Origin of the sequence: Embleya sp. NBC_00896, from assembly GCF_045207785.1 — a bacterium.
GTDB lineage: Bacteria > Actinomycetota > Actinomycetes > Streptomycetales > Streptomycetaceae > Embleya.
The window spans coordinates 5,135,403-5,160,121 of the sequence record NZ_CP108776.1 but is presented as its reverse complement, the minus strand read 5'-3'; the positions used below and the strand labels follow the sequence as shown (position 1 = coordinate 5,160,121).

21 protein-coding genes and 1 pseudogene are annotated in these 24,719 nt (G+C 70.8%); 9 read left to right on the top strand and 13 right to left on the bottom strand.

What is annotated here, in order from left to right:
- Positions 1–122: 122 nt before the first annotated feature.
- Positions 123–1,877: a serine/threonine-protein kinase gene (locus OG928_RS23490; protein WP_406286975.1), complete on the bottom strand. Its 1,755-nt coding sequence runs from the start codon at positions 1,875–1,877 to the stop codon at positions 123–125.
- A 251-nt stretch (positions 1,878–2,128) separates the two neighbouring features.
- On the opposite strand from OG928_RS23490, the gene OG928_RS23485 reads away from it, so the two are divergent.
- Positions 2,129–3,280 carry a hypothetical protein gene (locus tag OG928_RS23485; protein ID WP_406286973.1) on the top strand — a complete coding sequence of 384 codons (1,152 nt, stop codon included), beginning with the start codon at positions 2,129–2,131 and terminating at the stop codon, positions 3,278–3,280.
- 97 nt (positions 3,281–3,377) lie between these two features.
- On the opposite strand, the gene OG928_RS23480 is transcribed toward OG928_RS23485, so the two are convergent.
- The 3 genes from OG928_RS23480 to OG928_RS23470 all read right to left on the bottom strand — a co-directional run bounded on the left by OG928_RS23480 (position 3,378) and on the right by OG928_RS23470 (position 7,573).
- The gene (locus OG928_RS23480; RefSeq protein ID WP_406286970.1) at positions 3,378–4,598 is read right to left on the bottom strand and encodes a geranylgeranyl reductase family protein; all 1,221 of its coding nucleotides are present in this window, start codon (positions 4,596–4,598) and stop codon (positions 3,378–3,380) included.
- A gap of 103 nt (positions 4,599–4,701) precedes the next feature.
- On the bottom strand, positions 4,702–5,919 hold the full coding sequence (locus tag OG928_RS23475) for a spermidine/putrescine ABC transporter substrate-binding protein (protein WP_406286968.1): 1,218 nt from the start codon (positions 5,917–5,919) through the stop codon (positions 4,702–4,704).
- 223 nt (positions 5,920–6,142) lie between these two features.
- Complete coding sequence (locus tag OG928_RS23470) at positions 6,143–7,573, bottom strand: gamma-aminobutyraldehyde dehydrogenase (protein ID WP_406286965.1); 1,431 nt, start codon at positions 7,571–7,573, stop codon at positions 6,143–6,145.
- Between the two features lie 185 nt (positions 7,574–7,758).
- Here OG928_RS23470 and OG928_RS23465 point away from each other — a divergent pair, with 185 nt between their 5' ends.
- The 4 genes from OG928_RS23465 (at position 7,759) to OG928_RS23450 (ending at position 11,806) form a co-directional block, all read left to right on the top strand.
- Positions 7,759–8,250 carry an Lrp/AsnC family transcriptional regulator gene (locus OG928_RS23465; RefSeq protein WP_406286962.1) on the top strand — a complete coding sequence of 164 codons (492 nt, stop codon included), beginning with the start codon at positions 7,759–7,761 and terminating at the stop codon, positions 8,248–8,250.
- The gene (locus tag OG928_RS23460) at positions 8,247–9,632 is read left to right on the top strand and encodes an aspartate aminotransferase family protein (protein ID WP_406286960.1); all 1,386 of its coding nucleotides are present in this window, start codon (positions 8,247–8,249) and stop codon (positions 9,630–9,632) included. The genes OG928_RS23465 and OG928_RS23460 overlap by 4 nt, the downstream gene beginning before the upstream one ends.
- Before the next feature lie 141 nt (positions 9,633–9,773).
- Positions 9,774–10,430 (top strand): pyridoxamine 5'-phosphate oxidase family protein, encoded by a 657-nt coding sequence (locus OG928_RS23455; protein WP_406286958.1) that lies wholly within the window; start codon positions 9,774–9,776, stop codon positions 10,428–10,430.
- A complete protein-coding gene (locus tag OG928_RS23450) occupies positions 10,427–11,806 on the top strand; it encodes an NAD(P)/FAD-dependent oxidoreductase (protein ID WP_406286955.1) in 1,380 nt (459 codons plus the stop codon). The genes OG928_RS23455 and OG928_RS23450 overlap by 4 nt, the downstream gene beginning before the upstream one ends.
- Before the next feature lie 29 nt (positions 11,807–11,835).
- Here OG928_RS23450 and OG928_RS23445 read toward each other — a convergent pair whose 3' ends face one another.
- Positions 11,836–12,636 (bottom strand): tyrosine-protein phosphatase, encoded by an 801-nt coding sequence (locus tag OG928_RS23445; protein WP_406286953.1) that lies wholly within the window; start codon positions 12,634–12,636, stop codon positions 11,836–11,838.
- Between the two features lie 178 nt (positions 12,637–12,814).
- On the opposite strand from OG928_RS23445, the gene OG928_RS23440 reads away from it, so the two are divergent.
- Together OG928_RS23440 and OG928_RS23435 are read left to right on the top strand one after the other, a co-directional pair.
- A complete protein-coding gene (locus OG928_RS23440; protein ID WP_406286950.1) occupies positions 12,815–13,564 on the top strand; it encodes an ABC transporter ATP-binding protein in 750 nt (249 codons plus the stop codon).
- 19 nt (positions 13,565–13,583) lie between these two features.
- On the top strand, positions 13,584–14,825 hold the full coding sequence (locus OG928_RS23435; protein ID WP_406286948.1) for a hypothetical protein: 1,242 nt from the start codon (positions 13,584–13,586) through the stop codon (positions 14,823–14,825).
- 357 nt (positions 14,826–15,182) lie between these two features.
- Here OG928_RS23435 and rlmN read toward each other — a convergent pair whose 3' ends face one another.
- The 6 genes from rlmN to rpsB form a co-directional block, all read right to left on the bottom strand.
- Complete coding sequence (gene rlmN, locus OG928_RS23430) at positions 15,183–16,289, bottom strand: 23S rRNA (adenine(2503)-C(2))-methyltransferase RlmN (protein WP_406286947.1); 1,107 nt, start codon at positions 16,287–16,289, stop codon at positions 15,183–15,185.
- A gap of 108 nt (positions 16,290–16,397) precedes the next feature.
- A complete protein-coding gene (locus OG928_RS23425) occupies positions 16,398–17,663 on the bottom strand; it encodes a phosphatidate cytidylyltransferase (RefSeq protein ID WP_406286944.1) in 1,266 nt (421 codons plus the stop codon).
- Complete coding sequence (frr, locus tag OG928_RS23420; protein ID WP_406286943.1) at positions 17,663–18,220, bottom strand: ribosome recycling factor; 558 nt, start codon at positions 18,218–18,220, stop codon at positions 17,663–17,665. Before frr ends, OG928_RS23425 begins: the two co-directional genes overlap by 1 nt.
- Before the next feature lie 32 nt (positions 18,221–18,252).
- Positions 18,253–19,062: a UMP kinase gene (pyrH, locus tag OG928_RS23415; protein ID WP_406286941.1), complete on the bottom strand. Its 810-nt coding sequence runs from the start codon at positions 19,060–19,062 to the stop codon at positions 18,253–18,255.
- 80 nt (positions 19,063–19,142) lie between these two features.
- Complete coding sequence (gene tsf, locus OG928_RS23410) at positions 19,143–19,976, bottom strand: translation elongation factor Ts (RefSeq protein WP_406286938.1); 834 nt, start codon at positions 19,974–19,976, stop codon at positions 19,143–19,145.
- 203 nt (positions 19,977–20,179) lie between these two features.
- On the bottom strand, positions 20,180–21,136 hold the full coding sequence (rpsB, locus tag OG928_RS23405; protein ID WP_406286936.1) for a 30S ribosomal protein S2: 957 nt from the start codon (positions 21,134–21,136) through the stop codon (positions 20,180–20,182).
- Between rpsB and OG928_RS23400 the strand changes: the two are divergent.
- Positions 21,135–22,031 (top strand): annotated as a pseudogene (locus OG928_RS23400) (M23 family metallopeptidase); the annotation flags it as partial. The gene rpsB and the pseudogene OG928_RS23400 sit on opposite strands and share 2 nt — an antisense overlap.
- Before the next feature lie 68 nt (positions 22,032–22,099).
- Here OG928_RS23400 and OG928_RS23395 read toward each other — a convergent pair.
- Both OG928_RS23395 and dusB read right to left on the bottom strand, forming a co-directional pair.
- Positions 22,100–22,690 carry a TetR/AcrR family transcriptional regulator gene (locus OG928_RS23395; RefSeq protein ID WP_406286934.1) on the bottom strand — a complete coding sequence of 197 codons (591 nt, stop codon included), beginning with the start codon at positions 22,688–22,690 and terminating at the stop codon, positions 22,100–22,102.
- 71 nt (positions 22,691–22,761) lie between these two features.
- Positions 22,762–23,958: a tRNA dihydrouridine synthase DusB gene (gene dusB / locus OG928_RS23390; RefSeq protein WP_406286931.1), complete on the bottom strand. Its 1,197-nt coding sequence runs from the start codon at positions 23,956–23,958 to the stop codon at positions 22,762–22,764.
- Between the two features lie 104 nt (positions 23,959–24,062).
- Between dusB and OG928_RS23385 the strand changes: the two genes are divergently transcribed.
- Positions 24,063–24,686 (top strand): NADAR family protein, encoded by a 624-nt coding sequence (locus tag OG928_RS23385; RefSeq protein ID WP_406286929.1) that lies wholly within the window; start codon positions 24,063–24,065, stop codon positions 24,684–24,686.
- Positions 24,687–24,719 lie beyond the last annotated feature (33 nt).

Below are 24,719 nucleotides of genomic sequence, written 5' to 3'. Positions count from 1 at the left end.
CTTCCCGGTAGTGGTCGGCCGGCCTGCGGCCCGCTTTGTCCTCAAACGCCGGACGGGCTCGGGAAGCTTGCCCTCAAGCACCGGGCGGGCTTAAAAAGCCTGTCCTCAAGCACCGCGCGAGGTCAGCCTGGGTGGGTGGTGCTGAGGGTGAAGTCGGTGAGTGCGGTGGCGTGTAGGGCCGAGTCTCGGGGCCATTGTTGTTCGGTGCTGAACAGGTCCACCTCGATGTAGATGCCCTTGATGATCACCGCGGCCAGTGTCGCGTGTCGGGGAATGCCGGACTCGGTCCACGTGTATTCCCAGACCACGCCTTTCTCGCCATGAATGGCGCGTTCCTCGAAGACCACTTTTCGATAGTCGCGAAAAACCGCGGGGGCGTTCTGTTCGTCGTCGCGCCACTGTTCCAACAAATCCGTGGTCTGCTGGAACGCGGTGCGTCCGGACAATACGCTCGCGCCGGCCGGATCGCTGTAGACGATGCTCTGGCTCTGCTCCTTGCGGGTCCACCCCGTCGGAATCAGCCACGTGAAGGTGCTCTCGTCCGCCTTGCGCACCGGAATCGGCGGGGTTCCCGGCGATGTCGTCGGATACGGCGCGAGGTTGGCGACCGGGTTCGCCGACGGTTCGACGCTGCCCGAGCGGCCGGTCGGCGCGCCCGTCCCGGTCGAGCCCTTGTCCCCGTCCCCGTTTCCGTTGGCGAGCAGCACCGCGGCCACGATCGCGCCGGCCAGGACGAGCGTGACGATCGGCATCAGGATCGCCAGTCGACGACGCCGCGACGGCGGCCGCCGCTGCCCGCCGCGCGGCAGCAGGAAGGTCGGCGCGTGCGCGCCGGCGGACTCGCTCGGGGGGTGCGGGCGCTGATCCGGCGGCGGCGCCGGAACCCGGGGGAAGGGGTCGGCCCCGGCCGCGTCGTCCGGGGCGACCCGGGCGGGCGGTACGACGTCGCGCCGCGGCGGCGCACCGGCGGTCGGCACGAGCGTCTCGTCGTCCTCCGGCTCGGTCGGCCGGATGTCCGGGCTCCGGCCGAGCGCCGTCGGCGGGATCGGCCGGGTCGAGTCGCCCACGTGCCGGCGGCCCTCGATCGCCAGCAGGTCGCTCAGCCGGGCCTCCACCTCCGCCGAGCCCGGCCGCAGCGCCGGGTCCCGGCGGAAGAGGGCGCGAACGAGCGGTTCGAGCGGGCCGATCTCCTCGGGCACCTCGGGCTCGGCGATCACGATCGCGTGCATGGTCGCCACCGGCGTGGACCGCCGGAACGGCGACGCGCCGGTGACCGCCGCGCACAGGGTGACCCCGAGCGACCACAGGTCGGAAGCCGGTCCCGGGTGTTCGCTCTCGATCCGCTCCGGCGCCATGAACTCGGGCGAGCCGAGGATCGCGCCCGTCCCGGTCAGCCCGCTGACCCCTTCGAGCGCGGCGATGCCGAAATCGGTCAGCACGGCGTGCCCGTCCCGCTCGATCAGCACGTTGCCCGGCTTGACGTCGCGATGGATGACGCCGTGCGCGTGCACGACGGCGAGCGCCCGGGCGATCTGTACGGCCACCGCGGCCGCGGCGTGCGGGGTGAGCGGGCCGTCCTCCTCCAGAATCGTGTCCAGGGAGCGGGCGTCGAGCAGTTCCATCACGATCCACAACCGGTCGTCGTCCTCGACGTAGTCGTAGACCCGCACGACGTTGGGGTGATTGATCCGCGCGGTCGCCTGCGCCTCGCGCAGACTGCGCTCGCGAAAGGACCGCTGCGAGGCGCTGCGACCCCAACCGGTCGTGATGACCTTGGCCGCCACGGGTCGATCGAGCAGCCGATCCCGGGCTCGCCAGACGGTGCCCATGCCGCCGCTGCCGAGCACGCTCACCAGCTCGTATCGGGCTCCCACCACGAACCCCGCCCAACCGTCTCCAGGCCCGCCCGGCATCGGCTTCCCCCAGGTCCCGCCGCTTTTCAAGATCAGACCATTGCCACTTTCGTGGGATTACCCCGGAAAGGCCCTGCGAAAGCTTAGGACGGACATGGTAGAACGAATCGTCACGCATAGCGGGAGGGGGATACCGCATGTTCGTCCCGAAAAAACTTCGATCAGAAAACGCCAAGAGAGCGGCGTTGATCATTTCTGTTCCGGTCGGAATAGCGATGATTCTGAACGCCGGGCTCGCCGTCGCGGATACCGAGGGAACCGGGGCCGCGCACCAAACCGCCGGCGGGCACCACACCCGGCCCCAGACCCCGACCGGCGACGTCACGACGAAGCCGCCGGCCACGACGAGGCCACCCGCCACGACGAAACCACCGGCCACCACGAAACCACCGACCACCGCTCCGCCGACCACCCAGCGGCCGACCACGAAGCCGCCCACCACGCGGCCGCCGACCACCGTCCCACCGACGACCAAGCCGCCCACGACCGCCCCGCCGACCACGACGCCGCCCACCGACAAGCCGCCGACGACCAGGCCGCCGACCACCTCGAAGCCGCCCACCGAGCCGCCCGCGACCCCGCAGTTCGCGGTGAGCGCGTCCTCGCAGATCACCTTCGACGCCAACGGCCGGGCCACGATCGCGTTCACCGTCACGAACAGCACCGACAAGGTCCAACCGGCCCGCGACGTGTACGCGCGCAGCACGGGGCAGCTCAAGATCCTCTCGGTGGCCGGGTGTTCGGCCGCGCCCGCTCTGCGGGACCCGGGCCCGGCGTGGACGAGCACGTTCAAGTGCACCCCGGGCGCGCTGAAGCCGCACGAGACCAGGAGCTGGTCGGCGTCGGTGCAATACCCGCCGGCCCTGCAACGGGCGGCGCGGGCCGAGGTGCGGCTGCCGCTCGCCCCGGAGACCGACATCTCCACGTTCTGCGTGCTCGTGGTGCCCGAGGGCGCGACGGACACGACCGTGGTCCTGGGCCGGGCCGGGCCGCTGACGCTCGTCAACCGGGAGAACAACAACGACCCGTCGTTCATCGGCTACACCGTCAACACCGCCAACCCGGGCATCCCCGGTACGACGGGCGGCGGGACCACCGGAGGAGGCACGACGGGCGGCACGACCACGGGTGGGGGAACCACCACCGGCGGCACCACCGGCGGCGGTGACACCGGCGGTTCGACGACCGGCGGCACGACCGGCGAGCCGACGCCCCCGACCACACTGCCCAAGACCGGACCCGACGACGACGCCGTGTCGCTCGCGGGCGGCGCGCTCGGCCTGATGCTCGTGGGCAACGCGCTGTTCCAGGGCGCCCGCCTGCGGCGCGTGCGATCCGCCGAGGCCGACGAGGTCGAGCGGGACTGAGCGCAAGGCGCCGACGGCGAACGCGAGTACGCGGCCGGAAGCGCCCCGGACCGGACGACCCCGGACCCGTGAACGGCGGGCCCGGGGTCGTTCGACGTCAGTGCCGGGTCAACTCCAGGACCCGCCGCGCGGCGGGCCGCTCCAGCAGGTCGGCGAACGTCGTACGGCCCTGCACGACCTTGCGGAACACCCGCCATCCCTGGGGCAGCGTGGTGACCGCGCGGTGCAGCATCGCCGGGTGCCGCTCGAACACGCCGAGCAGGATGCGACCGGCGCGCATCTCGCGGCCGAGCACCGCGTCTATCTCGGCGTGGTAGTCCGCGCCGGCCTTCTCCACCTCCGCGTCGGTCCCGACCCCGGCGACGGCCGCGGCCCGCTCCCCCGCCATCCGGCCCGAGCGCAGCGCGTAGGAGATGCCCTCGCGCGTCCACGGCTCCAGGAGCCCGGCGGCGTCCCCCGCGACCAGGACCCGGCCGCGGGACAGCGGCGCGCTCTCCGTGCGGCAGCGGGTCAGGTGGCCCGACTCGATCGCCGGCCGGAACCCGGCGAGGCCGAGCCGCCCGATGAAGTCGCGCAGGTACGCGCGGGTCGCCTCGCCCTCGCCGCGCGCGCAGATGACGCCCACGGTCAGGCTGTCGCCCTTGGGGAAGACCCAGCCGTACGAGCCCGGGATCGGGCCCCAGTCGAGCAGGATCCGGCCGCGCCAATGCTCGGCGACCTCGGCCGGCACCGGCACCTCGGCCTCCAGACCGAGGTCGACCTGCTCGAACGTGACCCCGACGTAGGCCGCCGTGCGCCCCGCGCTGCCGTCCGCACCGACCACAGCGCGGGCCCGCACGGTGTCGCCGTCGGCGAGGGTCAGGGTGACCTCGCCGTCGTGCTCGGCGATCCGCGACACCGCGACGCCCTCGCGCAGGACCGCGCCCGCGTCGACGGCCGCGCGGGTCAGCGCCTCGTCGAAGCGGGCCCGGTCGACCAGGCCGATCAGCGTGGTCCGGGACGAGCGCACCCGCCGGCGGCGGCCGCGCAGGGTGAACTCGACCTCGCGGACCAGGTCCGCCACGGGCGGTTCGAACCCGGGCGGCAGTGCGCCCTTGGACGGGCCGATGATGCCGCCGCCGCAGGTCTTGTAGCGCGGCAACTCGGCCCGCTCCAGGACGAGTACGCGGCGCCCCGCGCGAGCGGCGGCCAGCGCCGCGGACGCCCCGGCGGGGCCGGCTCCGATCACCACGACATCCCAGCTCACAGGCTCGGTATCGGCGTTTTCCGGCAGTTCGACGGCGGGCCCGGAGGCGGCCTCGGGGGAGCTGCTTGTCATGGCCATCGACCCTAGTGCGTCCACCGGGCGGCTCTTCCGGGGTGGTCGGCCGCGGGTCTGCGCGCCCGTCCCGATATCTACCGAATGCGCATCGACCCGGCCCTCACAGACCGATGATGGCGCCCCACGCCTTCTCCCAGCGCCGTTCCTCGTCCTCGGTCGTCTCGCGCATGCCGTGCAGCTTCGCGGTCATCTCGGCGTCCGGGAAGATCAGCGGGTTGGTCGCCGACTCGCGCATCTCCGCGTCCTCGGACTCGGCCATGACCTGCTGCGCGCCCGGCACCGGACACACGTACGCCACGTAGTTCGCGAGCTCCGCCGCGACCTCGGGGTCGTAGTAGAAGTCCATCAGCTTCTCGGCGTTGCTCTTGTGCGCGGCCTTGTTCGGGACCATCAGGTTCTCCGACCACAGCTCGGCACCCTCCTCGGGCACCACGAACTCGATGTCGGGGTTGTCCAGTTGGAGCTGACCGACGTCGCCGGAGTACGCCTGGCAGGCCAGGATGTCGCCACTGGCCAGGCCGGACGTGTAGTCGTTGCCGGTGAAGCTGCGGATGTGGTCCTTGTCCACGAGCTTCTGCATCCGCTCCATGACCTTGTCCACGTCGGCGTCCGTGAACGCCTTGATGTCCGCGCCCTCGCCGAGCATGAGCAGCGCGACGGCCTCCATGAAGCCGGCGAAGACGGTGACCCGGCCCTTGAGCTCGGGCCGCCACAGGTCGTTCACCGACGTGATCTCGCGACCGACCAGCTTCTTGTTGTACGCGATGCCGGTGATCCCGCTCTGCCACGGCACGGTGTACTCGCGCCGGGGGTCGTAGCCCGGGCTGCGCAGCGATTCGGCGAGGTTCGCCTGGACCTGCGGCAGGTTGGCCTTGTCCAGCTTCTGCACCCAGCCGAGCCGGACGAAGCGGGTGCACATCCAGTCCGAGATGACGATCACGTCGCGCCCCGGCTCCTTGCCGGCCTGGATGGCCGGGTGAATCTTGCCGAAGAACTCGTCGTTGTCGTTGATCTCCTCGGAATACCGGACCTTGATCCCGGTCTTCTCGGTGAACGCGTCGAGCGTGGGGTGCTTCTGCTCGTCGTCGTCGTCGATGTCGATGTACAGCGCCCAGTTGGAGAAGCGCACGAGCTTCTCCTTGGTCGACTTGTCCGGACCGCCGCGCTTGCTCTCCTCGACGTACGCGGACGGCACGCCGCACGCTGCCAGGGTCCCGACGGCGGCGGCGGCGCCGGTGCCGCGCAGGAACATCCGGCGATCGACCGCGTGCCCGGTGATCCGCATCGGGGACTGGGCGCGATTGCGGGCGCGGGTCATCGGCGACTCCTTGGCGAGGGACGGGTGCGGGCCCGCGGGCGAGGCTGTGGGGTGAGCCGGGCCGCGAGCCGAGCCGGAAAGGCCCACCGCATCGTGGCCGTGCCGTACCCCCGACGGCAACACGCACCCTGTCAACCCTCACGGACAGGAGTTGACAGGGTGCGTGTCGGGGCGCCGCGGGCCGCCCGCGCGGCGGGCGGCCGCGCGGGCGAAGTCGCCTCGATCAGGCGTCGTAGTTCGTCATGACGTGCTTGACCCGGGTGTAGTCCTCGAAGCCGTAGCCGGAGAGGTCCTTGCCGTAGCCGGAGTGCTTGAAGCCGCCGTGCGGCATCTCGGCGACCAGCACGATGTGCGTGTTGATCCACACGCAGCCGAAGTCGAGTCGCTTGGCCATCCGCGTGGCCCGGCTGTGGTCCTTGGTCCACACCGAGGACGCGAGCGCGAAGTCGACGCCGTTGGCGTTGGCGAGCGCCTCGGCCTCGTCCTCGAACGACTGGACCGTGATGACCGGGCCGAAGACCTCCTGCTGGATGATCTCGTCGTCCTGCTTGAGGCCGGAGACGACGGTGGGGGCGTAGAAGTAGCCCTTGTCGCCGACCTGGTGCCCGCCGGCCTCGACCTTCGCGTGCGCGGGGAGGCGCTCGATGAAGCCGCTGACCTGCTTGAGCTGGTTGATGTTGTTGACCGGGCCGTAGTCCGCGTCGTCGTGCGGGCCGGTCGAGGTGGCGTTCGCGGCGGCGGCGAGGGCCGTGACGAACTCGTCGCGGATCGAGGAGTGCACGAGCACGCGGGTCGCGGCGGTGCAGTCCTGGCCGGCGTTGAAGAAGCCCGCGCCGGTGATGCCCGCGACCGCGGCGTCGACGTCGGCGTCCTCGAAGACCACGACGGGGGCCTTGCCGCCGAGCTCCAGGTGGACCCGCTTGAGGTCCTTGGACGCGCTCTCGGCGACCGACATGCCGGCCCGTACCGAACCGGTGATCGAGGCCATCGCCGGGGTCTTGTGCTCGACCATCAGGCGCCCGGTGTCCCGGTCGCCGCAGATCACGTTGAACACGCCGGCGGGCAGGATCTCGCCGATGATCTCGGCGAGCAGCACGGTGGACGCGGGAGTGGTGTCCGACGGCTTGAGGACCACGGTGTTGCCCGCGGCGATCGCCGGCGCGAACTTCCACACGGCCATCATCATCGGGTAGTTCCACGGCGCGACCTGGGCGCAGACCCCGACCGGCTCACGGCGCACCATGGAGGTGTGCCCCGCCATGTACTCGCCGGCCGACTTGCCCTCGAGCATGCGCGCGGCGCCCGCGAAGAAGCGGATCTGGTCCACCATCGGCGGGATCTCCTCGGACGCGGTGAGCGCCCGGGGCTTCCCGGTGTTGAGACACTCGGCGTCGATCAGCTCGTCCGCGCGCTTCTCGACCGCGTCGGCGATCTTGAGCAGGGCGAGCTGACGCTCGGCGGGTGTGGTCTCGCTCCAGCTCTCGAACGCCGTGGCCGCCGCGCGCATCGCGGCGTCGACGTCCCGCTCGCGAGAGAGCGGGGACGTCGCGTAGACCTCGCCCGTGGCGGGGTCGACGATGTCGAGCGTGCCGCCGTCCGCGGCGTCGGTGAACGTGCCGTCGATGTAGTTGCGCAGAGTACGCAGGTCGCTCATGTCCCAAGTCTCCTTCGAAAACGGGGCGGCATTGACAGGACGGCGAGGGGGTCGATCCCGACGTGGGCCGCGCTCCCAGCCTAGCCGGGAAGCTGCCCTTATCCGCATACCCGACGCGCACCAACAACTGAATCAGTTGTCTCTTGGACACAAGTCAACGGATTCCCTTGCGAAAGGCCCATCTGATGAGGCAGAGTGACCCCGTGGCCGGTCGAGACAGAAACACGAGCGCTCCGGCCGACGCCGTGTCGAAGGCGATCATCGAGCAGCTCCAAGAGGACGGACGCCGCTCGTACGCCGCGATCGGCAAGGCCGTCGGTCTCTCGGAGGCCGCCGTGCGCCAGCGCGTACAGCGCTTGCTCGACCAAGGCGTGATGCAGATCGTCGCTGTGACGGATCCGCTGACCGTCGGCTTCCATCGCCAGGCCATGGTCGGGGTTCGCGTCGAAGGAGACATCGAACCCGTTGCGGACATACTGGCCACGATGAAGGAGGTGGACTACGTCGTGATCACGGCTGGTTCGTTCGATCTCATCGTGGAACTCGTATGCGAGAACGACGACCACCTGCTCGACATCATCAACAAGAGGATTCGAGCGATTCCGGGCGTACGGAGCACCGAGAGCTTCGTCTACCTGAAGCTTCGGAAGCAGACCTACCAGTGGGGTACTCGATGACACAGCAGTACGACAACGCCGCCCTCTCGAAGAGCGCCTACGACCACCTGTGGATGCACTTCACCCGCATGTCGTCGTACGAGAACGCTCCCGTGCCGACCATCGTGCGCGGTGAGGGCAGCTACATCTGGGACACGAACGGTCGCAAGTACATCGACGGGCTCGCCGGCCTGTTCGTCGTACAGGCCGGACACGGCCGCACCGAGCTCGCCGAGGTCGCGCGCAAGCAGGCCGAGCAGCTCGCGTTCTTCCCGGTGTGGAGCTACGCCCACCCCAAGGCGATCGAGCTCGCCGAGCGACTGGCCAACTACGCCCCGGGCGACCTGAACAAGGTCTTCTTCACCACGGGCGGCGGCGAGGCCGTCGAGTCCGCGTGGAAGCTCGCGAAGCACTACTTCAAGCTGACCGGCAAGCCGACCAAGCACAAGGTCATCTCGCGGGCCATCGCCTACCACGGCACCCCGCACGGCGCGCTGTCGATCACCGGTCTGCCGGACTACAAGGCGCCGTACGAGCCGCTCGTGCCGAGCACCTTCCGGGTGCCGAACACGAACGAGTACCGCAAGCCCGAGTTCCTCGCCGACCAGTCGCCCGAGGCCTTCGGCCGCTGGGCCGCCGACCAGATCGAGGTCGCGATCCTCAACGAGGGTCCCGACACCGTCGCCGCGGTCTTCCTGGAGCCGGTACAGAACGCCGGCGGCTGCTTCCCGCCGCCGCCCGGGTACTTCCAGCGCGTGCGCGAGATCTGCGACCAGTACGACGTGCTGCTCGTCTCGGACGAGGTCATCTGCGCCTTCGGCCGACTCGGCACGATGTTCGCGTGCGACAAGTTCGACTACGTCCCCGACATCATCACCTGCGCCAAGGGCATGACCTCGGGCTACTCGCCGATAGGCGCGATGATCGTGTCGGACCGCATCGCGGAGCCGTTCTACAACGGCAGCGACAACGTCTTCATGCACGGCTACACGTTCGGCGGGCACCCGGTGTCCTCCGCCGTCGCGCTGGCCAACCTCGACATCTTCGAGCGCGAGGGCCTGAACCAGCACGTCCTGGACAACGAGTCCAAGTTCCTGTCCACGCTGCAGAAGCTCCAGGACCTGCCGATAGTCGGCGACGTGCGCGGCAACGGGTACTTCTACGGCATCGAGATGGTCAAGGACAAGAACACCAAGGAGACGTTCAACGAGGACGAGGCCGAGCGTCTGCTCCGCGGCTTCCTCTCGACCGCGCTCTACGACAACGGTCTGTACTGCCGCGCCGACGACCGCGGTGACCCGGTCATCCAGCTCTCGCCGCCGCTGACCTCGGACCAGGGTGTGTTCGACGAGATCGAGCAGATCCTGCGCGGGGTGCTCACCGAGGCGTGGACCAAGCTGTAGCCACAAGCATTTCGACGAACCCTCAGTGAATCTGCCGCCGTCGCGCACACCCGTGCGCGACGGCGGCAGACTCATATCCGGGTCGCAATCCCCCGAAATACCGACATCGTTCGCCCACGCTCGGATTCTTGAAGAGGCCCGATGAGCCACCCCATCCCCGGCTCCACTCCCCGCACCCGCATACGACGGCTGCCCGACCACGCCGTCGAGGACCGTGCCGCGCTGCACGCCGTGCTCGACGCCGGCCTCGTCGGGCATCTCGCGATCACCGGCGAGGACGGTCAGCCGTTCGTGCTGCCGGTCGCCTACGCCCGGGACGGTGAGCGGGTCCTCATCCACGGCTCGACCGGCAGCAGACTCTTCCGGGGCCTCGCGGAGGGCGCGCCGACCTGTCTGACCGTGACCCTGCTCGACGGCCTGGTGGTCGCGCGCTCCGCGTTCGAGTCCTCGATGCACTACCGCAGCGCGATGGTGCTCGGCTCGTGCGTGGTGCTCCCGGAGGACGCCAAGGTCGCCGCGCTCGACCTGCTCACCGACCGGCTGCTGCCCGGCCGCCGGGACGAGTTGCGGCCGCACCGCGCCAAGGAGCTCGCGGCGACCCTGGTCCTCGCGCTGTCCCTCGACGAGGCCTCGGTCAAGATCTCCAACGAGCCGCCGGACGACGAGGACGACGACCTGGACACCCCGATCTGGGCCGGCGTCGTGCCGATCACCGAGCGCTTCGGCACCCCTGTTTCGGCCCCCGACCTGCGGTTCGACATCGCCGCACCGGAGTACGTGAGGAAGTGGGAGCGATGACCGCCGGCTACCGCGAACTGTCGCTGTGGTTCGACACCCTCGACGAGGAGATCGCCCCGCGCCCCGCGCTCGCGGGCGACCTGGACGCGGACGTGGCGATCGTCGGCGCCGGCTACACCGGCCTGTGGACCGCCTACTACCTGGCCAAGGCCGACCCCACGCTGCGGATCGTGGTCCTGGAGCGCGAGATCGCCGGCTTCGGCGCGTCCGGCCGCAACGGCGGCTGGTGCTCGGCGCTGTTCCCCGCGTCGATGGCGAAAGTGGCCCGCGGCAGCACGCGCGAGCGCGCGATGGCGCAGCAGCGCGCGATGAACGCGACGGTCGACGAGGTCGGCCGGGTCGTCGCCGAGGAGGGCATCGACTGCGACTTCGACAAGGGCGGCACGGTCGTCCTCGCCCGCACCCCGGTCCAGCTCGCCCGGGCCCGCGCCCTGGTCGCGGACGAACACGCGTGGGGCTTCGACGAGTCGGACGCCCGGTTGCTCAACGCGGCCGAGGCCCGCGCGATGGTCGGCGCCACCGACGTGCTGGGCGGTACGTACACGCCGCACTGCGCGGTCATCCACCCGGCCAAGCTCGTGCGCGGCCTCGCGGCGGTGGTGACCGGTCTCGGTGTGACCATCCACGAGAACACCCCCGTCACCGCGATCGGGGACGGTGTCGCGACCACCCCGCACGGGCGGGTGCGCGCCGACGTGGTGGTCCGCGCCACCGAGGGCTACACCCCCGAACTGGCCGGCTTCCACCGCGAACTGGCGCCGGTGTACTCGCTGATGATCGCCACCGAGCCGCTGCCCCGGGAGTTCTGGGACACCGTCGGCCTGGCCCGCCGCGAGAGCTTCAGCGACATGCGGCACCTGATCATCTACGGGCAGCGCACGGCCGACGACCGGCTCGCGTTCGGCGGTCGCGGCGCGCCGTACCACTTCGGGTCGAAGGTCAGGCCCGAGTTCGACCGGGACGAGAAGGTCTTCGCCGAGCTGCGCCGGGTGATCACCGAACTGTTCCCCGCGGTCGCCGACGCGGAGGTCACCCACACGTGGGGCGGACCGCTGGGCGTGGCCCGCGACTGGTACGCGAGCTGCGGCGTGGACCGCGCGCGCAAGCTGGCGTGGGCCGGCGGCTACGTCGGCGACGGCGTGGGCACCGCGAACCTCGCGGGCCGCACGCTCGCCGACCTGATCCGGGACGAGTACACCGACCTGACCCGGCTGCCGTGGGTGCGGCACCGCTCACCCAAGTGGGAGCCGGAGCCGTTCCGGTGGATCGGCACCAACGTCGGCCTGCGGGTGATGGCGGGGGCCGACGTCGAGGAGCAGCGCACGGGCAAGGAGTCCCGACTCGCGCACGCGTTCGGTCGCTTCCTCGGACACTGAGGCCGGCCCGGCCATCGCGGCCCACTCGGTCATCGACCCCTGATCGTGCGGCGCCAGGACTCCAGGTGTTCCGGCGCCGCACCGGCCTTGAGCAGGAACTCCGCCGCCGAGCCGTGCCGTTCGGCGAGCACCCGCAGGAACGTGTCGATCGACGCCCGCGCGGCCCCGCGCATCGCGGGCGCGACCGGGTGCGCCGGGTCGATCCGCGGCTGCCGCGGCAGCCGGTCGATCCGCTCGAACATCTCCACGAGATGGATCTCGGTCTCGGTGTAGTCGGCGATGATCGCCTCGCGCTCGACCCCGGCGACCGACAGCAGCAACGCGACCAGGATCCCGGTCCGGTCCTTGCCCGCCGTGCAGTGCACGAGCGCCGGCACACCGCCGTCACCGGCCAGGATCTCCAGCGAACGCACGTACGACTCGCCGCCGCGTTCGGCCATCCGCATGTACAGCAGACCCGCACCGTGTTCGTCCACGTTGCCCAGGTCGATGTCGTCGTCCAGCCCCAGACCCTGGGTCTGCCCCGCCGAGACGTCCCCGACCGCGGCCCGGTCCGCGGCCAGCGCCGAACGCCGACCGAGCAGCGGCAGCCGATGCCGGGTGATGCCCGCCCACTCCTGGACCGGGAGTCCTTCGCCGTCCGAGCGCAGGTCCAGGACGTGTCGAACCCGGTAGGTGTGGGTCAGCCGCCGGACCCCTTCGGGGGTCAGCAGATCCGGGGTCTCACATCGCATGAGTACGCCCGTTCGAGTGACTCCGCCGTCGATCAGCGGTAGGTCGCCGACGTCGCGGGCATTGAGCAGGTCGGGAAGATCGAGCCGGCGGTTCATGTGCACCCCGTTCGGAACGCGTTCGATACGTCTGTTCGCCTCATCATGGTGCGCGCGAACCCCCACCGCCGGCATGGCTTCCCGCGTGAGGGGGTTGTCGGCTCTGCCGCAACCACGTGCCTCGACGCTCGTTGGAGGAGACGGGTGGCAATGATCGTTTCTCTGCGGGAGGTGTGCCATGTCCCTGTCGTCCCGCTCGGCGAGACCACATGAGCAACGCGCCGCCGGCACCGATGTACCGATCGCCCCGCCCGACAACGACGTCCTGCGCGGTCGCGAGCTCACCCTGACCCAGGGTCCGGTGACCCTGCTCCGGGGCGTCTCCGCGGCCGCGCGCGCGAACGAGACGCTCGCGGTGACGGGGCCCAGCGGCTCCGGCAAGTCCGCGCTGCTCGCGTGCCTGTCCGGGGTGGTCGCCCCGGATTCCGGTGAGGTGTGGTTCAACAGCAGTCCGGTGCACGTGCTCGACGAGAAGGGCCGTACCGCCCTGCGGCGTCGGCACTTCGGGATCATCGACGGCCGGACGCGTCTGCTGCCGGAGCTGACCGTCGCGGAGAACGTCGCGCTGCCGCTGCTGCTCGATCGGGTCCGCCGCTCCGAGGCGTTCGCGCACGCCCGGCACTGGATGGAGCGGCTCGACGTGACCGAGCACGCCGAGTGCCGACCGCGCGGGCTCGGGCCGGCCCTGATCCGTCGGGCCGCGGTCGCCCGCGCCCTGGTCACCCGGCCGGTCGTGGTGTTCGCGGACGAGCCGGCACACACCCTGTCGGGTCCGGAACTGGACCATCTGATGCGGATCCTGGTCTCCGCCACGCGCTCGCACGGCATAACCCTCGTGCTCGCGACCGCCGACGCGCGCGTCGCGGCGCACGCGGATCGGCTGCTGCCCCTGCGGGACGGTCGTCCCGACCCGCACGGAGAGTGGTAGATCCGTGTTTCGAGCCGGCATGAGCATTCTGCGCGGCGCCTCGTGCGCCGACGCCGTACGAGTCCTGGCCACCGCGGCGGTCTCGGGCGCGGCCGCCACCATCCTGTTGTGCCTGCTCGGGTGGGCGCGTGCGACCGGGCGGGGCGGGCCGGCGGTGGCGGGTCCGCTGCTCGCGGCGCTGCCGGTGCTGGCCACCGTGGGGGTGCTGACCGCGGTCGGCACCCGCCTCGCGGTCCTGCATCGGATCGACCGCACCGCGGTCCCGCACTCCGTCGACGTGCCGGTCCGCCGGATCCGCGGCCTGGCCGCGTCCGAGGCGGTGGCCACCGCCCTGGTCGGGGCGATCGCGGGGGTGCAGGCGCATCTGGTCGTGCGCGCGCTGCTGGGTTCGGCCCCCGCGCCGATCCGCCGGCTGCTCGCGGAGGGCACCGGTGTGCCGTGGGTGGGCCTGGTGGCGGTGCTCGCCGTGGTGCCCGCGATCGCCGGGCCGGCCGCCGCCTTCGCGGTGCACCTGCCCTCGAGGCGGCTGCTTCCGCGCATTCCGCCGTACCTGGGGCCGCTGCTCGTGCTCGCCGGGTTGCTCGCGCAGTATCTGATCGCCGATCCGGCCCGGCCCGGGGAGCTGCCGCGCGGCGCGCTGCCGGCGGCCGTGTCGGGCTACGGGGCCGTGCTGGTCGGCGCGGCGCTCACGGTGCCGTGGTTCGTCACCTGGATCGGCACCGGCTGGGCGGCCCGCGCGGGGCGGGCGTGGTCGCTGTGTGCGGCGCGCCGGATCGAGGCGAGCGCCCGCGGCCTGGCGCTGCCCCTGGGGTTGGCCACGATCGCGCTGGCCGTGGTGACCACGACCCGGTTCGCGGGCGTCCACACCCCGGTCCGGATGCGCGACGCCCCGTTGTTCCTGACCATCGCGACGGTGTCGCTGTGCGCGGCGGCGATCCTGTTCCTGGTGACGGTCGAGTACGGCTCCGCGCGCCGGGAGACCTCGCGCACCCTGCACGCGCTCGGGGCGACCGCGCCGGTGGATCGCAGGGCGGCGCTGGCCGCGCTGACCGTACCGGTCCTGGTGTGTGCCGTGACCGCGGTCGCGGTCGGCGCGCTCGCCGCGTGGCCCGCGCGCGAGGGCAGCCCGTTCCCGACGGTGTCGACGGGTACGGCGACCCTGGGCACGGTGTGGGCGATCGTGCTCCTCGCGAGCGCGGTGATCTGCGCCGGCTTCGTGATCCTGCGCGACGAGCGGCCGCGCCGGCGGGAACGGGCCTGAGCCGGGCGATGTCGGGCGACGTTCCGCGGGCCGGCGAGCGGTGCTCGACGGCGAAAAGCTCCCGGACATGGGAAAACACTCCGAGCCCGCCGCGGCGTCCCCTTCCGCGACGGGCTCGAAGTGTTCATCGTCTCGGGGGCCACGCGACCCCGAGCCGTGGCGCCGGATCGTGTCCCTTCGACCGGCGGCTTGGGCGTGCCACCGCCGGATCATTCGAACGGGGGGATCAAAGGATCCGACGGCTTGGCACTGAGATCAGTCTGCCCTGAGGCGCCTAAGGATCCGATAAGGATTTCGTTATCCGATGGATATCGACGCGCGACCCGGGGTGTGCCTGCCCTCGGAGCCGGAGCCGGATCAGACCTCGGCGGCGGCGAGCTGACCGCACGCGCCGTCGATGTCCCGGCCGCGGGTGTCGCGGACGGTGACCGGGACTCCGTGCTTGGTCAGGAGGCGGACGAACTCCTCCTGGCGCTCGGCGGTGGAGGCCGTCCACTTCGAGCCCGGGGTCGGGTTCAGCGGGATCAGGTTGACGTGCGCGTTGTGGTTCTTGAGACGGCGCCCGAGCAGGTCGGCCCGCCACCCGTGGTCGTTGATGTCCTTGATCAGCGCGTACTCGATCGAGACCCGCCGACCGGTGACGTTCTCGTAGTGCCACGCGGCGTCCAGCACCTCGCGCACATCCCACCGGGTGTTGACCGGCACGAGCTCGTTGCGCAGCTCGTCGTCCGGCGCGTGCAGCGACAGCGCGAGCGTGACCGGGACGCGCTCGTCGGCGAGCTTGTACATCGCGGGCACCAGCCCGACCGTCGACATCGTCACCGAGCGCGCGGAGACGCCGAGCCCGTCCGGGCTCGGGTCGGTCAACCGGCGCACGGCGCCGATCACGGCCTTGTAGTTGGCAAGCGGCTCGCCCATGCCCATGAAGACGATGTTGCTGACCCGGCCCGGACCGCCGGGCACCTCGCCGCGGGCCAGCGAGCGCGCGCCCGCGAGGACCTGCTCGACGATCTCGCCGGTGGACAGGTTGCGGGTCAGGCCCGCCTGGCCGGTCGCGCAGAACGGGCAGTTCATTCCGCAGCCCGCCTGCGAGGACACGCACATCGTGACGCGGTCGGGGTAGCGCATCAGGACGGCCTCGACGAGCGTGCCGTCGAAGAGCTTCCAGAGCGACTTGCGGGTCGCGCCGTCGTCGCACGAGATGTCCCGCACGGACGTCATCAGCGTCGGCAGCAGCGCCTCGGCGAGCTTGTCGCGCGCCGCCGCGGGCATGTCGGTCCAGTCGGCCGGATCGTCCGAGAGGTGACCGAAGTAGTGCTTGGACAGTTGGGCCGCGCGAAACGGCTTCTCCCCAAGCTCGGCAACGGCCTCGCGGCGCTCGGCAAGGGTGAGGTCGGCAAGGTGGCGCGGCGGCTTCGAACGACGCGGCGGCGCGGTGAAGGTGAGTTCTCCTGGTTTGGGCATCGCTCATCCAGTGTCGCAGGTGTACGGACGGGGCCGGCCCAGGGCGTGTCCTCGAGCCCCGCTCGCGTACACGTGGCCTGTCCGGTCGGAAACCGGATCAGGTCCGGGTCATACGAATAGGACGAGCAGCAACCACACCACGGGGGCCGCTGCGAGCAGCGAGTCGAGTCGGTCCATCACCCCGCCGTGACCGGGCAGCAGGCTGCCCATGTCCTTGACCTTCAGATCCCGCTTGATCATCGACTCGGCGAGGTCGCCGAGCGCGGACACGGCCGCCGCGGCGACGCCCACGACGGCGCCCTGCCACCACGCGCCGTCGAGCATCAGCACCACGCACAGGGCACCCGCGACGGCAGAGGTGAACACGCCGCCGGCGAAACCCTCCCAGCTCTTGCCGGGACTGATCGTCGGCGCCATCTTGTGCGGGCCGCCGGAGGTGACCCCGGCCACGTAGGCACCGGTGTCCGCGCACACCACGAGGATGATGAAGGTCAGCACGCGCTGTGCGCCGTGGTCGTCGTCCGCGAGCATGAGCACCGCGAAGCCGGCCAGGAACGGCAGGTAGAAGACGGTGAACACACCGGCGGTCATGTCCCGCAGGAAGTCCTCGGGACCCTCGGTCATCCGCCAGACCATGACCGCGATCGCGGTCAGCGCGGTCGCGATGGCGAGCCCTTCCGCGCCCCGCGCGTAGCCGGCGACGAGCATCGCCACCGAACCGACCCCCAGCGGTACCACCGGAAGCCGGATGCCGCGCCCGACGGTCGCGCCCTGCGCGGTCCGACCCGACCCGTCGGCGATCGCCTCGGCCTTGCCGAACGCCCCCGTCAACTCCCACAGACCGACCAGCACGGCGATCAGCACGACGCCGACGAAGAGCATCGGGATGGTGAGCAGCGAGGCGATGATGACCGCGCCGAGGCCCGCGCCGACGCCGATCGCCTGGGGCAGGTTCCGGCCGGCCTTGCCGACCCGTTTGGCGGGCGGTTCCTCGGTCACCACGAGCCCCCCACGCGCGGATTCCGCCCGGGCTGCGTCCACACGTGCGGGCTCCTCGCGAAACGGCGGACCGGCCGACGGCTCCGGTTCGGCGAGCAGGTCGTGGCCGGCGATCGGTGACAGCACCTGCGTGTGGTCATCCTGCGCCTGTACCCCGACGCCGGCGGGAAAGTGCTGCTGCGCACGAGTGGAGGCGTCCCCGTACCCGTGCCGGTCCGGGTCGTAGCGGTCTGCCTCGTGACCCGTCGCCGCACCCGTGGCCTGCTCCGGCCACGCGCCGTACGACCCGTACGGGTCGTGGCCGGGCTGCAGGTCGGTGTGCGGGTCCACGGGCGGATTGGCCGGCGGCGTACCGCCCCAGGTCGAGTCGTTCATCAGACTTCGAGCAGCTCGGCTTCCTTGTGCTTGAGCAACTCGTCGATCTGCGCGACGTACTTGTGGGTCGTGTCGTCGAGTTCCTTCTCGGCGCGACGCACCTCGTCCTCGCCGCTCTCGCCGTCCTTGACGCGCTTGTCGAGGGTTTCCTTCGCCTTGCGGCGGATCGCCCGCAGCGAGATCTTCGCGTCCTCGCCCTTGCCGCGCGCGAGCTTGATGAACTCCTTGCGGCGTTCCTCGGTCAGCTGCGGGAAGACGACCCGGATCAGCTTGCCGTCGTCGGTGGGGTTCACCCCGAGGTCCGAGTCGCGGATCGCCTTGACGATCGCGTTGGTGGAGCTGCGGTCGAACGGCGTCACGATGACCATGCGCGGCTCGGGCGTGGTGAACGACGCGAGCTGGTTCACGGGGGTCGGCGAGCCGTAGTAGTCCACAAGGATCTTGTTGAACATGGCCGGGGTCGCCCGGCCCGTGCGAATCGCCGAGAAGTCTTCCTTGGCGACCGCGACGGCCTTCTCCATCTTTTCCTCGGCTTCGAGGAGAATCTCGTCGATCATGTCGGCTCCTGTCCCGGTCCTGTCGCCGTCGATCAGCCGTCGGTACGGCTGACCAGGGTGCCGATCTTCTCACCCCGCACGGCGCGGGCGATGTTGCCCTCGACGAGCAGGTTGAAGACGACGATCGGCAGTTCGTTGTCCATGCACAGGCTGATCGCGGTCGCGTCCGCGACCTTGAGCCCGCGGGCGAGCACCTCGGCGTGATCCAGACGATCGAACATGACCGCGTCCGGGTTGGACTTCGGGTCGCAGTCGTACACGCCGTCGACACCCTTGGCCATCAGCAGCGCGACCGCGTCGATCTCGAGCGCACGCTGGGCGGCCGTGGTGTCGGTGGAGAAGTAGGGCATGCCCATGCCCGCACCGAAGATGACCACGCGACCCTTTTCGAGGTGTCGCACGGCCCGGCGCGGAATGTACGGCTCGGCGACCTGGCCCATCGTGATGGCGGTCTGCACGCGCGTGTCGATGCCCTGCTTCTCCAGGAAGTCCTGGAGCGCGAGGCAGTTCATCACGGTTCCGAGCATGCCCATGTAGTCCGAGCGCGCGCGGTCCATGCCGCGGATCTGCAGCTCGGCGCCGCGGAAGAAGTTGCCGCCGCCGATGACGATGGCCACCTCGGTGCCGCGGCGGACCACATCGGCGATCTGGAGCGCGATGGTCTGCACGGTGTCGGGGTCGACGCCCAGGGCTCCACCGCCCGCGAACGCCTCGCCGGAGAGCTTGAGCAGCACTCGGCGGGCGTATGGGTTCGGCTCGTCGCCCTCGGCGGACGACGAGGAGGCCGCCTTCGTTTCGGTTTCCTGCACGGTTCCCTCCACGCCTTGCGGCCTCCTCGCCATACTGCTGCCTACTACCTACCGCTTACAGCCTTCTGCTTACTGCATGCCCCGAAATCGGGACGGGTCTCGCGTGGGCCGGTTCAGACGCCGACGCGGAAGCGCGTGAAGCGCTTGACCTTGACGCCGGCCTCGTCGAGCACCTTGCCGACGGACTTCTTGCTGTCCTTGGCGAACGCCTGGTCGAGCAGCACGTTCTCCTTGAAGAAGCCCGTCACCCGGCCTTCGACGATCTTGGCGAGGGCGGCCTCGGGCTTGCCCTCCTCGCGCGCGGTGGCCTCGGCCACGCGACGCTCGTTCTCGACCGTCTCGGCCGGAACGTCCTCGCGGCTGAGCACCGTCGGCGAGAACGCCGCGATGTGCTGCGCGACGTCCTTGGCGACCTCGGCGTCGGCGCCGTCGAGCTCGATCAGGACACCGATCTGCGCGGGCAGGTCGGGGCTGGTCTTGTGCAGGTACGACGCGACGAAGCCGTCGGCGTACTGCGCGAAGCGGTCGAGCACGATCTTCTCGCCGAGCGTCACGTTGGCGTCGTCCACGTACTGCTGGACGGTCTTGCCGGCCTCGATCTCGCTCGCGAGCAGCGCGGCGATGTCGGCGGGCGAGGTCTTGGCGACGTGCGCGGCGATCGCGTTGGCGGCCTCGATGAACTTCGGGCTCTTGGCCACGAAGTCGGTCTCGCACTTGAGCTCGACCAGGACGCCCGACGCGTTGCCGTCGAGCACCGCGACGACCGCGCCGTTGGAGGCCGAGCGGCCCTCGCGCTTGGTGACGCCCTTCTGGCCCTTGACGCGAAGGATCTCGACAGCCTTGTCGACGTCACCTTCGGCCTCTTCGAGGGCCTTCTTGCAGTCCATCATGCCTGCGGCGGTGAGCTCACGGAGCTTCTTCACGTCCGCGGCGGAGAAGTTCGCCATGTCCTGATTCTCTCGTCTCTCGGGTCAGCGGCCCGGTTGCCCGAGCGACTGCGGGTGAGGTTGTCGCCCCACCCGATGAAGGTCAAGGGGCTGTGCGGTATTTCGACACATACGGGGACGCACGCGATGCGTACGCTCCGTGATCGAGTCCCGGCACAGGGCGAGGGGTACGCCGGCGTGGCCGTCGTACCCCTCGTTCCAGGTCAGACCTGCGGGTCGGCCTCGGCGGCCGGAGCGGCCTCTTCGGCGGCAGCCTCTTCGGCGGCCGGAGCGGCCTCGCCGGCCTCGGCCGCGACGTCGGCCTCGGTGACCGAGCCCGACTCGACGATCTCCTCGGCGGCCGGGGCGGCCTCGGCGGTGGCGTCGGCGGCCGGGGCGGCCTCTTCCTTCTTGCCGGCCTCGAGCAGCTCGCGCTCCCAGTCGGCGAGGGGCTCACCGGCGGTGGCCTTGGTGTCGGCGGCGGCGCCACCGGCACGCGACATGAGACCGTCGGCGACGGCGTCGGCGATCACGCGGGTGAGCAGCGTGACCGAGCGGATCGCGTCGTCGTTGCCCGGGATCTTGTAGTCGACCTCGTCGGGGTCACAGTTGGTGTCGAGGATCGCGACGACCGGGATGTGCAGCTTCCGGGCCTCGCCGACGCCGATGTGCTCCTTCTTGGTGTCCACGATCCACACGGCCGAAGGCACGCGCTGCATGTCGCGGATACCGCCGAGGGTCTTCGCCAGCTTGTCCTTCTCGCGCTTGAGGACGAGCAGTTCCTTCTTCGTCATGCCCGAGCCGGCCACGTCGTCGAAGTCGAGCTGCTCGAGCTCCTTCAGGCGCTGGAGGCGCTTGTAGACGGTCGAGAAGTTGGTCAGCATGCCGCCGAGCCAGCGCTGGTTGACGTAGGGCATGCCCACGCGCGTCGCCTGCTCGGCGATCGCTTCCTGCGCCTGCTTCTTGGTGCCGACGAAGAGGATCGTGCCACCGTGGGCGACGGTCTCCTTGACGAACTCGTAGGCGCGGTCGATGTACGACAGCGACTGGAGCAGGTCGATGATGTAGATGCCGTTGCGCTCCGTGAAGATGAAGCGCTTCATCTTCGGGTTCCAGCGGCGGGTCTGGTGACCGAAGTGGACGCCGCTTTCCAGCAGCTCCCGCATCGTGACGACGGCCATGGCCGTACGCTCCTTGGGCTCTCGTCCCGGCGATCGTGCCCGGGACTCTCGGTTTTCCCGTGACGACGGGTCGCCGTCACGCCTGACGCCCGCGACACCACGCCGAGGTCCTTGCGGATCCCGGACCGAGAGGTGTCCCCATCGAGTCCCGCTCGGTGGCGTCTCGCCATGCGGGACGTCGGCGGCTCGAAGGTGGGCGCGCGAAGTCGACCCGGAAAGCCGGGCCGCTTCCGGAAGTGTACGGGAACCGCGCGCGGCCGAGCGACTCGCCTTCCGACACCCCTTTTTGATTCCTTGTCTGCTCACAGACCGTCTTTTCCGTCGATATCCGACTTCTTTGGATTGTCGATTGCTTGTCCACAGAAAAGTTGTCTACGGACAGAGCGCTCCGATTCGTCCACAGGCCGGTCGCGATCGCCGGGCGCGGGTGCTCCGGGCGGCGAGCCTCGAGCACATGAACGCATCGAATCCGGGGCGCGGGCCCACCGTGCTGTGTCTGTTGTTGCTCACCGCCGTGCTGTCCACCGCCGGTCCGCCGGCCGCGCCGGCGGCGGCGGCCAAGGCCGCGGCGGCCGGTCGGCGGTGGGTGTGGCCGCTGGACCCGCGACCCGAGGTGCTGCGTGGGTTCGAACCGCCCGCGGCGACATGGCTGGCGGGCCATCGCGGCGTGGACCTCGCGGCGGAGGTCGGGCAGCCGGTGCGGTCGGCGGGCGCGGGGATCGTGCTGTTCGCGGGGCCGGTGGCCGGACGCGGGGTGGTCACCGTGCGGCACGGCGGCGTGCGCACGACCTACGAGCCGGTGATCGCCTCGGTGTCGGCGGGCGGCGTGGTCGCGGCGGGCGCGGTGCTCGGGGTGGTCGGCCCCGGGCCGTTCCATCTGCCGAGGCCGTGCCTGCACTGGGGACTGCTCGTGCCCGAGTACCGGGATCCGCTCGCCTTGGTACGGCGGACGCGGGTGCGGCTCTACCCGGCCGATCCGACCCGGGCGACGCCGCCGAGTACGAGGGCCAACGTGGCCGCCTCGACGGCGGATCCCTCGGCGCCGCACTCGATCCGGCGGACCGCGGCGTCGACCATGCCCTGGACGAGCGAGGCGACCAGCATCGGGTCCTCGTGGCCGAGCGACGCGAGCGCGTCCACGACCAGTTCGACGATGCGCCCGTGGGCGGCCCGGATGCGTTCGCGGGCGTTGGCGTCCAGCTCGCCGGTGGAGATCGCGACGACGACGCGATGACGGCGATCACCGACCAGTTCCAACTGGCGTGCGACGTAGGCCGCGATCTTCTCGGCCGGGTCCTCGGTCGCGCCCATCGCGTTCTCGACCTCGGCCACCCAGGCCGGCAGGTCGACGGCGCACAGCTCCTCGACGACGGCCGCGCGCGAGGCGAAGTATTCGTACAGGGAGGAGCGGGCGAGCCCGGTGCGTTCGGCGAGCGCGGGGAAGGTCAGCGCGGCGAAGCCGCCCTCGTCGAGCAGACTCCGCGCGGCGTCCAGCAGCGCGGCGTGCTGCATCGCGCGGTGTTCGGCGACGGAGGACGCGCGAATCTTGGGCATCCCCTCACTGTACGACGTCACTGTGCGTGCCAAAGGGGAGCTTGGCGGTTTTCCCGCCGGGTCGCGCGGGGTCAGCCGCCGGAGTGGTCCAGCTCGGCGTCGACCGGGGGCAGCGCGCACTCGGGGTCGTCGAGCCAGCCCTCGGGCAGGATCACGCGCTTGCCGCCGGCGGTGCGCCCGCGCGGGCCGTCGGCGCCGATCGGCCACGGCTGGTCCAGGTCGAGCTGCCCGAAGTATTCGTCGAGTTCGGCCAGGCTGCTCGCGGTGGCCAGGCCGCGGCGGATCGTGCCGCCGACCGAGAAGCCCTTCATGTACCACGCGACGTGCTTGCGCAGGTCGGTCACACCGTGTGCCTCGTCGCCGATCCACTCGGCGAGCAGCACCGCGTGCCGGCGCATGATCGCGGTCGCCTCGCCCAGGGTCGGGCGGGCCCGCTCCGCGCTGCCCTCGAAGGCGGAGACGAGGTCGCGGAACAGCCATGGCCGGCCCAGGCAGCCGCGGCCGACCACGACGCCGTCGCAGCCGGTCTCGCGCATCATCCGCAGCGCGTCCTCGGCGTCCCAGATGTCGCCGTTGCCGAGCACGGGGATGTCGGTGACGACCTCCTTCAGGCGCGCGATCGCGGACCAGTCGGCGGTGCCGCCGTAGTGCTGCTCCGCGGTGCGCCCGTGCAGGGCGACCCAGGTGACGCCCTCGTCGACGGCGATCCGGCCCGCGTCCAGATAGGTCAGGTGGTCGTCGTCGATGCCCTTGCGCATCTTGATGGTGACCGGCACGTCGCGCGCGTTCTTGACCGCCGAGCGCAGGATGTCGCGCAGCAGGTTGCGCTTGTACGGCAGTGCCGAGCCGCCGCCCTTGCGGGTGACCTTGGGGACGGGGCAGCCGAAGTTGAGGTCGATGTGATCGGCGAGGTCCTCGTCGACGATCATCGCGACCGCGCGGCCGACGATGTGCGGGTCGACGCCGTAGAGCTGGATGCTGCGCGGGCGCTCGGTGTCGGCGAAGCGGATCAGCCGCAGCGTCTTGGCGTCCCGCTCGACGAGCGCGCGGGTCGTGATCATCTCGCTGACGTACAGCCCGGCGGGCCGCGCGGTCGTGGCCGACTCGGCCTGTTCCTGACACAACGTGCGAAACGGCGCGTTGGTGATGCCGGCCATCGGGGCCAGCACGACGGGGGGCCAGATCCGCGCACCGCCGGCGGCGCCCAGGCGCAATGGCGCCCACGGGCCGCCGGTCGCGTCGGGGGTGGTTGCGTCGGCGGATGCCATGCGAACGTGCTCCAGGGAAGAGGTGTGCGGCCGGTTCCGATCCATTGTCCCCCACCGGGAAAAGCGGTTTCGGGCCGTCGGTCGATCCTGACACCATCGCGCCCATGAGCACGGAACCCGGAACGTCGGCCGCGGCCGAGGAGTCCACCGAAGCGGTCGTCGACGAGCCGCGCGACGTCGCGTCCCTGGTACTGCGGGCCCGGCGCGGGCCGCGGCTGAAGTACGTCTTCTTCTGGGGGCATCGGGAGCCGCTCACGGGGGTCGACTCCGCCTGCATGAGCCAGTGGTATCCGTCGCCCTTCACGGTCGACGATGTGACCTACCCCACGGCCGAGCACTGGATGATGGCCGGCAAGGCGCGGATGTTCGGCGACGCGGACGCCGAGCGTCGGGTGTTGGCAGCGGGGCATCCCAAGACGGCGAAGACGATCGGCCGGCAGGTGCGGGGGTTCGACGAACAGCGCTGGGTGGCCGCGCGGTTCGAGCTGATCGTGCGCGGCAACGTCGCGAAGTTCGGGCAGCACGAGGCGATGCGCGCGTTCCTGCTCGGCACCGGGCGGCGGGTCCTGGTCGAGGCCAGTCCGCTGGACCGGATCTGGGGCATCGGGCTCGCCGCCGACGACGAGCGGGCCGGCGACCCCGAGCGTTGGCGCGGGCTCAACCTCTTGGGATTCGCGTTGATGGAGGCCAGGTCACGGTTGGCCAACGCAACCGACCGTCCGGGGTGAATGGGGCATGACCCGTCGCTCGGATGAACTAAT